This is a genomic window from Barnesiella sp. CU968 (genome assembly GCF_905219685.1).
GTDB lineage: Bacteria > Bacteroidota > Bacteroidia > Bacteroidales > Muribaculaceae > Lepagella > Lepagella muris_A.
In genome coordinates, this window is sequence record NZ_CAJMXD010000109.1 from 1 (window position 1) to 8,090 (window position 8,090).

Consider the following 8,090-nt stretch of genomic DNA (forward strand, 5'->3'; position numbering starts at 1 on the left):
GGTTGGGTCGAATGGGTGAGAAGATAGATGGAATCGGCGCAAAGATGCTTACAGTGCATGGCGCAGAGCGTCTTGGAGGTGCGAATCACCGCTTATTGCCTGACATGATAGAAGTCGGCAGCTTTATAGGTATGGCGGCAATGACCGGGTCCGATCTTCTTCTAAAGAATGTAGGTTACGGAGATCTCGGTCTTATGCCTGAGATATTCGAGAGAATTGGGGTTCATCTCGAGGTGGAGGGTGATGATATCAGAATCGACCAAAAAGAGATATACGAGATTGAGAATTTCATCGATGGCTCCACGCTGACTATCGCAGATGCGCCGTGGCCGGGGTTGTCTCCGGACCTGATAAGCATTTTTCTGGTGGTCTGCACTCAGGCAAAGGGGAGTGTGCTGATACATCAGAAGATGTTTGAGAGCCGTCTCTTCTTTGTGGACAAACTGCTGGACATGGGTGCCAGAATAATCCTTTGCGACCCGCATAGGGCAGTGGTGATCGGCTCCGGACACTTCAACAGTCTACGGGCAACCGACATGGTCTCGCCCGACATACGTGCCGGAATCGCTATGCTGATAGCGGCAATGGGAGCAAAGGGCACAAGCAGGATACAGAATATCGGTCAGATTGACCGTGGTTATGNAAATATCGACAGTCGACTGAACCGACTTGGCGCGAAAATCATTAGAATAGATGATTGACAAAGAAAAACTGGTTGAAATAGGGAAGTTCCAGAAAACCCACGCACTGAAAGGGGAGCTTAACGCTATTCTTGATATTCCTGAAGAATATGTGAAGGATGGCAATCCGCTCATTATAGAGACTGACGGAATCCCGGTGCCTTATTATGCGGAATCAATACGCGGAAAAGGAACTACGTCCTTTCTGATAAAACTCGAGGGGGTTGACAGCGTGGAGGATGCCGCGGAATTTGTAAACAGTGCGATTCTTGTTCCACGCGATGAGCTTCAGGATTATGTGGGCGATGTGATGCTTGAGGATGATCTTGAAGGCTTCAAGGTTATCGACAGGCTTGAGGGAGAGATCGGGACACTTGAATTTATTGATGACACAACTGAAAATGAACTCATGGTCGTGCGCACTCCGGATGATGAAGAGATTTATATTCCCCTCGCAGACGAATTTATCATAGACATAAATGAGGAAAGAAGGGAGATTCACACCTCTTTGCCGGAAGGGCTTGTTTCCCTGAATAAATCAGAGGATTAATGATTCAGTACGATGCACTAAACAGTGAAATCGTCTTGACTTATTTTTCTTGATATCAGCAAGATATTTCCGAGGTGGTTTCTCCACTCGAAGAGCCGGAAACTTAAGACTGGCGGTGATTAGAGGGGTCAAAACAACCGGAAAGATCCGATGAGGCTGAGAAAAGAATCAACGACATAATTATTCAAACTTTAGTAAAAAAGTCAAGACGAGTTCAGTTTCTTTGAATACAACAGACATATAATATGAGCGAATTGATGAAATATGACGAGGATGACGCTATCAGATTCATCCGAGAGACATTGCCGGCGCAGGTAAGCGAGCTTTATGATGATGACGATATACTTTACGTTATCGACATAATATGGGATTGGTATGAGAAAAACGGTTATCTGAAAATAGATGCCGGAGTGACAGAAGAGGAGGAACTCGATATAGCCAAGCTTTCAGCATTTGTGGCAAAAGAAATCAGAAAAGACGGCGAAGTCGTGATGGATCCTGAAGACATCAACCTTATAGTGAAAGGAGAACTTGAATATGAGGAATCAATTGAAGATATTTTCTAAAGCGCTGCTCTCTGCTGCTATATCCATTTCTGCGTTAGCAGCGAGGGGAGAGACTGCCCTTCAGCGTATCGATGCTCTTGACGAGATGTCGTTCCGCGAGATGATAAACAGTGTCGGGCTTGATGGAAAAAGTGCAGATCTGATACGTAAGTTCCAGGAGAAAGAGGGTAGAAACCGTCTCTATAATAAAGAATATAACGCGAAAAATTCATCGATGGTGGAGACATACCGCAACAAGGAAGTGCTGCTGATAACCATTCCGGCATCGAAGCTTTTCGCACCCAATGAGGTGGAGGTTAGGAAAGAGGCGGCATCGTTGCTTGCACCGTTAAAACGCTATCTGCGCGAGCCGGATATGTATAGGGTTCTTCTCGTCATGCACACTGACAATACAGGATCCGAGAAATATCGCGAGCATATAACGGAGGAGCGTTCCACGGCGTTGTTCGACTGGTTCGTGAAAGAAGGATGTGACACCCGTTATCTTTTCTCCTACGCGTATGGTGATGATATGCCGCTTGTAGAGAACAATTCTCTGACCAACCGTGAGAGGAACCGCCGTCTTGAGGTTTATCTCGTGCCAGGCACAAAAATGCTTGAGCAGGCAAAAAAAGGAAGAATCGTATTTTAACCGGAGATAGCCGCCCCAAATTTAACTTTTATTTTTAAACAGCTTCTAAAAATAATTACCCAGAATGAATAAGAAAAGAATAGCGATAGTAGGATATGGCAACATTGGCCGTTACTCGCTTGAGGCAATAGAGACAGCTCCCGATTTCGAGATTGCGGGCATAGTTCGCCGTAATTCGGCTGACAGAGAAGATATACCGGCAGAGATTCCGGTTGTAGGATCAATCAAAGAACTGCAGAACGTGGACGTGGCGATTCTTGCAACTCCGACACGCAGTGTGGAAGAGCATGCAAAGGAGATTCTTGCCATGGGTATCAATACGGTGGATTCATTCGACATCCACGGTCAGATTCCCGAACTGCGCAAGCGTCTTGATGAAGCCTCGAAGGCTGGAAACGCAGTCAGCGTGCTGTCGGCAGGATGGGATCCGGGAAGCGATTCCGTGGTGCGTGCATTGCTTGAGGCTATTGCTCCCAAGGGAATCACATATACTAATTTCGGTCCCGGAATGAGTATGGGACATACTGTGGCTGTAAAATCAAAAGAGGGTGTAAAAGACGCCCTTTCCATGACAATCCCGTTAGGAACAGGCATACACCGCCGCATGGTATATGTAGAGCTGTTGCCTGGCTATGAACTTGCTACTGTGGCAAAGAGTATCAAGGAAGATCCCTATTTCGCATCAGACGAGACACACGTCATTGCCGTGGAGAGCGTTGATGCGCTCAAGGATGTCGGTCATGGTGTGAATATGGTGCGCAAGGGAGTGTCGGGAAAGACACACAGCCAGCGTTTCGAATTCGACATGGCGATAAACAACCCGGCACTCACAGCCCAGATACTTGTGGCTTGTGCACGTGCCTCGTTCCGTCTGTCGCCAGGTTGCTACACAATGATAGAGATTCCGGTTATCGACCTTCTGCCTGGTGAGCATGACCAATGGATCAAGCTTGTCTGATACAGAAAACAGACTAAGACATAAAAAGGCGTCACTTGTTACATAACAAGTGACGCCTTTTTTTTCTCTGGGGTTTCACACCACTGTCATTTTGTGAGTTTGCGGTATCTTATGCGGTGCGGGGTGTCGATGCCGCCGTCACGCTTCTTCTTGAACTCCTCATATTCTGAGTATGATCCTTCGAAATAAGTGACCTGACTGTCTCCTTCAAATGCAAGGATATGCGTGGCGATACGGTCCAGGAACCAACGGTCGTGGCTCACTACGACAGCACAGCCTGCAAAGTTCTCAAGACCTTCCTCAAGCGCGCGGAGTGTGTTGACGTCAATATCATTGGTCGGCTCATCGAGAAGAAGTACATTCCCTTCCTCTTTGAGCGCCATTGCAAGGTGGAGACGGTTACGCTCTCCGCCGGAAAGAACACCGATTTTCTTTTCTTGATCAGCACCGGTGAAATTGAATTTGCTCAGGTAAGCGCGGGCGTTCATGTCTCTGCCACCCATACGGAACGACTCCACTCCCTGAGAAATAACCTCGTATACGCTCTTTTCGGGAGACAGATCCTTGTGGTTCTGATCAACATACGCGATCTTTACGGTCTCACCAACTTCAAACTCACCTGCATCCTGACGTTCCTGCCCCATTATCAGACGGAAGAGTGTAGTCTTTCCTGCTCCGTTAGGTCCTATCACTCCGACAATACCGTTAGGAGGCAACATAAAGTTGAGGTCGGTAAACAATGCCTTGTCATCATACGCCTTGGCAAGATGTTTGGCTTCGATCACCTTGTTGCCGAGACGCGGACCGTTGGGAATATAGATTTCAAGTTTCTCCTCGCGTTCTTTCTGGTCTTCGTTCATCAGCCGGTCATAGCTTGACAGACGAGCCTTTCCTTTTGCCTGGCGCGCCTTGGGAGCCATACGTACCCATTCAAGCTCGCGTTCCAGAGTCTTGCGGCGTTTGCTTGCCTGTTTCTCTTCCTGAGCCATGCGTTGTGTCTTTTGGTCGAGCCATGACGAATAGTTTCCTTTCCATGGTATACCTTCGCCTCTGTCAAGTTCAAGAATCCATCCTGCCACATGGTCAAGGAAATAACGGTCGTGTGTCACGGCTATGACTGTGCCCGGATATTGCTGAAGATGTTGCTCAAGCCAGTCAATCGATTCTGCATCAAGGTGGTTGGTAGGCTCGTCGAGAAGCAGGATATCGGGTTGCTGGAGCAGCAGACGGCAGAGAGCCACACGGCGTTTCTCACCGCCGGAAAGAACAGCGATTTTTTTGTCATCCGGCGGACAACGGAGAGCATCCATGGCGCGTTCGAGCTTATTGTCTATGTTCCAGGCATCGGTAGCATCCAGCTTGTCCTGAATCTCTGCCTGACGTGCAATGAGCTTATCCATAGCGTCAGGGTCTTCAAGCACAGCTGGGTCTGCGAAAGCGTTGTTAACCTCATCGTATTCCTTAAGAAGATCCATTATGGACTGAACACCTTCCTGCACAACCTCTTTAACTGTTTTCTCCGGATCAAGTTTCGGTTCCTGCTCAAGATATCCCACACTGTAGCCGGGAGAGAAAACCACGTTTCCCTGGTAGCTCTTGTCTAACCCGGCGATTATTTTGAGCAGGGTAGACTTTCCGGAACCGTTAAGACCGATAATGCCTATTTTTGCTCCGTAGAAGAAAGAGAGATATATGTTTTTTAGAATCTGTCGTTGCGGAGGGATAATCTTGCTGACTCCCACCATTGAGAAAATAATTTTTTTGTCGTCAGCCATGTTCTTTTTCGTTATTTGAAAGTTCGAATCATAAGAGAGAGTAGAAATAGTGAATCAGACAGTCTCAGCGAGTTTTTGCCGAAACCGTGCGATAGTCGCATTTCACCTTTCCCCTGGAGAGGTTATTGAGTTTATTGCGTACCATCTGTTTGCGTATAGGGGAGATACGGTCGGTATATACAGTGCCGAGTAGATGGTCGAACTCATGCTGGATTATACGGGAGAGGAATCCGGTGAATTCCTTTTCATGCTCGACGAAATTCTCGTCAAGCCAATTGAGACGCACATGTTCTGTTCTCTTCACGTTCTCGGACATTCCCGGCAACGAGAGGCAACCTTCGTTGCGTCCCACAGGCTCCATGTCCTCGATCACCTCAAGTTCGGGGTTGATCAGACACATCTTGGAATCTTTGCATTCAGGAAATTCATCGCCAAGCACGCTACCGTCAATTACAATCAGACTGATTGATTTGCCAATCTGAGGAGCGGCGAGTCCTACACCTTCAGTGAAATACATAGTTTCCCACATATCCCTGATCAGTTTGTCAAGACCGGGATAATCCTTTCCTATATCTTCCGTCTCCTTGCGGAGCACCGGATGTCCATATAAATATACAGGTAATACCATCTTTAATATTTTATTGCAAAAATAGTGAAAAATCAGCGGTTTTGCAAGTATTCGGTGAGTATGAGCACCGCCGACATCTCGTCTGCTCTCCCTTTCTCTCTCCGCTGGCTTTTGCTGAAACCGGCGGCAAGCATCTCCCTGTGAGCGATTACCGAAGTAAACCTCTCGTCGCGGCGTATCACTCTCATTTCCGGCATCTCGCGTGACAGACGCTTCAGGAATGGCTCGATATATCGTGCGGATTCCGAAGGCGAGCCGTCCATCTGACGCGGTTCGCCGACTATTATCATCTCTACGTTTTCCTGGGAACAATAATCTTTGATGAAATCCATCAGATTGTGGGTAGGGACAGTAGGAAGACCGTTGGCAATAATCTGGAGCGGATCTGTTACAGCCACACCGCAACGTTTTCTGCCATAGTCTATAGCAATGATTCTTGACATAAACAGCTTCTTGATTGTTTTAAGCTTCCTGATTGTTTTAAAAGTAAAGTTACAAAAAAATCTCCAATAACAGAGACTTTGCTGTCCCGGTTATCGGAGATTCTTCTCTTTTATGTCGACTTCAGGATTTCCTTATGGCTTGTGGTATCCGCATTTGGGGCATACACCATCTTCGGTCAGCGCGATTCCGCACAGAGGGCACCGCTCAATATTCGTTGAAGGATTGTATTCCTGAGAGGCGACATTGTCACCGCTGGTGAAAGTTATCTTGCAGATGCGCAATTTGTCTTTCAGCAGGTTGTAAACTATTTTTATCATACCCTCTACAGTCATAGTCTCTTTGGTAACCACAATTCTCGCGTCAGGATATGCAGTGGCGAGTTCGGTTTCGAAAGCCGGTCCTTTCAGCAGATTCTGGGGGTGTCCGTTGAGAATTCCTTGCTGTTCGTATACTCCGAGTATTGCGGGAAGTATCGGGTCATCTTCTCTTAAAACAAGAGCGTGGTCGAAATTTTTCAACACATCCCATGCAGTCTTTTTTATCTCGTTACACGGAAAAACCATATTGACACCCTCATTAATTGAGTCTTCTACTTCAATGGTAAGAGTTCCGGTGTGTCCGTGGAGATACTGCGCCTCGCCTTTGAAACCATAAAAACGGTGGGCGTACTGTAATGTGAATGATGTGATGCTTTTCATAGCAGGTAACTGTTTTTTAGTTATACTTGAGTTATAAATGTAAGAAACTGTAGTCAAGATGACTTTAGTTTCTAAGACAGTTTGCCGATTTGCTTGAATTCTGTTTTTTGTCTTTATCGGCAAAGGATTCTTTTATTTCAACAAGGCATATATAGTTCAGGTTCGGAATTAAAAGTTAACAAATCAAAAAACGCACCGTAAGCTGTCAGATCCGATATTTTAGAATTCAATCCGCATACCTCACCAATGCGATAAGAGGGTATTAAAAAGAAGAGAGGGCGAAGAAATATGACTCCGCCCTCTGTTGAATTGTCTTGAATGGATGATTATTTGCCGAAATAGCGGTCGTAGAGACCTTTGAAGCCGCGACCGTGGCGGGCTTCGTCTTTTGCCATTTCATGAACGGTGTCATGGATGGCATCGAGGTTCTGGGCTTTTGCATTCTTGGCAATGCGCATCTTGTCGGCATTGGCTCCTGCCTCAGCGTGCATTCTCTTCTCAAGGTTGGTCTTGGTGTCCCAGACCATGTCACCGAGAAGCTCTGCAAATTTAGATGCGTGTTCTGCCTCTTCCCATGCATAGCGTTTGAAAGCCTCTGCGATTTCGGGATAACCTTCACGGTCTGCCTGACGAGACATTGCAAGATACATGCCTACCTCTGTGCATTCACCCATGAAGTGTGTATTGAGGTCTTTTATCATTTCAGGGTCAGTACCCTTTGCAACACCGATTTCATGTTCAGTTACAAACTGAAGAAGCTCATCGGCGTTCATCTCTTTGAATTTAGACTGTGGTGCGCCACACTGGGGGCATTTTTCGGGTGCAGTCTCACCCTCTGCTATATAACCACAGATGGTGCAAATCCATTGTTTTGCCATAATTGTCAATTATTTTAAAGTTAGAAAGTTTCAGAACAGTTTCTTATATTATATCAATATATTCATTCAGACTGTTCCTATGTTATAACAACGATAAGGTGTTTTTTATTATTCGGACAATGAAAAATGTTTGAAAATTTTATCCGTTTTTACTAATTTTGTATTCGTGAAAAGAAAAATCGAGATAACATCAGTGCTTGAGGATTACGTGGCGCGGAGTCTTAGACGTGCTGGAATAAAAAAAGTCATCGCCGGGGTAAGCGGGGGTGCTGATAGTACTTC

At 46.3% G+C, this 8,090-nt stretch carries 9 protein-coding genes and 1 pseudogene; 5 read left to right on the forward strand and 5 right to left on the reverse strand.

The window, feature by feature from the left end; genetic code table 11:
* The 5 genes and pseudogenes from JX312_RS05935 to JX312_RS05955 form a co-directional block, all read left to right on the forward strand.
* Window positions 1–701, forward strand: a pseudogene (locus JX312_RS05935) (UDP-N-acetylglucosamine 1-carboxyvinyltransferase); the annotation flags it as partial.
* Complete coding sequence (gene rimM, locus JX312_RS05940; RefSeq protein WP_124030145.1) at window positions 694–1,230, forward strand: ribosome maturation factor RimM; 537 nt, start codon at window positions 694–696, stop codon at window positions 1,228–1,230. The pseudogene JX312_RS05935 and the gene rimM, both read left to right, overlap by 8 nt.
* 245 nt (window positions 1,231–1,475) lie before the next feature.
* Window positions 1,476–1,796 carry a hypothetical protein gene (locus JX312_RS05945; RefSeq protein ID WP_124030146.1) on the forward strand — a complete coding sequence of 107 codons (321 nt, stop codon included), beginning with the start codon at window positions 1,476–1,478 and terminating at the stop codon, window positions 1,794–1,796.
* Window positions 1,768–2,427: an OmpA family protein gene (locus JX312_RS05950; RefSeq protein ID WP_124030147.1), complete on the forward strand. Its 660-nt coding sequence runs from the start codon at window positions 1,768–1,770 to the stop codon at window positions 2,425–2,427. The genes JX312_RS05945 and JX312_RS05950 overlap by 29 nt, the downstream gene beginning before the upstream one ends.
* 64 nt (window positions 2,428–2,491) lie before the next feature.
* The gene (locus JX312_RS05955) at window positions 2,492–3,385 is read left to right on the forward strand and encodes a diaminopimelate dehydrogenase (RefSeq protein WP_204457381.1); all 894 of its coding nucleotides are present in this window, start codon (window positions 2,492–2,494) and stop codon (window positions 3,383–3,385) included.
* A gap of 86 nt (window positions 3,386–3,471) precedes the next feature.
* Here JX312_RS05955 and ettA read toward each other — a convergent pair whose 3' ends face one another.
* From ettA to JX312_RS05980, 5 genes are all read right to left on the reverse strand, one after another.
* Window positions 3,472–5,160 (reverse strand): energy-dependent translational throttle protein EttA, encoded by a 1,689-nt coding sequence (ettA, locus tag JX312_RS05960; protein WP_123404724.1) that lies wholly within the window; start codon window positions 5,158–5,160, stop codon window positions 3,472–3,474.
* Between the two features lie 64 nt (window positions 5,161–5,224).
* Window positions 5,225–5,788: a peptide deformylase gene (gene def, locus JX312_RS05965; RefSeq protein ID WP_124030148.1), complete on the reverse strand. Its 564-nt coding sequence runs from the start codon at window positions 5,786–5,788 to the stop codon at window positions 5,225–5,227.
* 32 nt (window positions 5,789–5,820) lie between these two features.
* Window positions 5,821–6,231, reverse strand: a complete 411-nt coding sequence (gene ruvX / locus JX312_RS05970) for a Holliday junction resolvase RuvX (protein ID WP_123404720.1) — start codon at window positions 6,229–6,231, stop codon at window positions 5,821–5,823.
* Between the two features lie 132 nt (window positions 6,232–6,363).
* Window positions 6,364–6,930, reverse strand: coding sequence for a 6-carboxytetrahydropterin synthase (locus JX312_RS05975; protein ID WP_128707288.1), 567 nt, complete (start codon window positions 6,928–6,930; stop codon window positions 6,364–6,366).
* A gap of 326 nt (window positions 6,931–7,256) precedes the next feature.
* The gene (locus JX312_RS05980; protein ID WP_123404716.1) at window positions 7,257–7,808 is read right to left on the reverse strand and encodes an NADH peroxidase; all 552 of its coding nucleotides are present in this window, start codon (window positions 7,806–7,808) and stop codon (window positions 7,257–7,259) included.
* Window positions 7,809–8,090 lie beyond the last annotated feature (282 nt).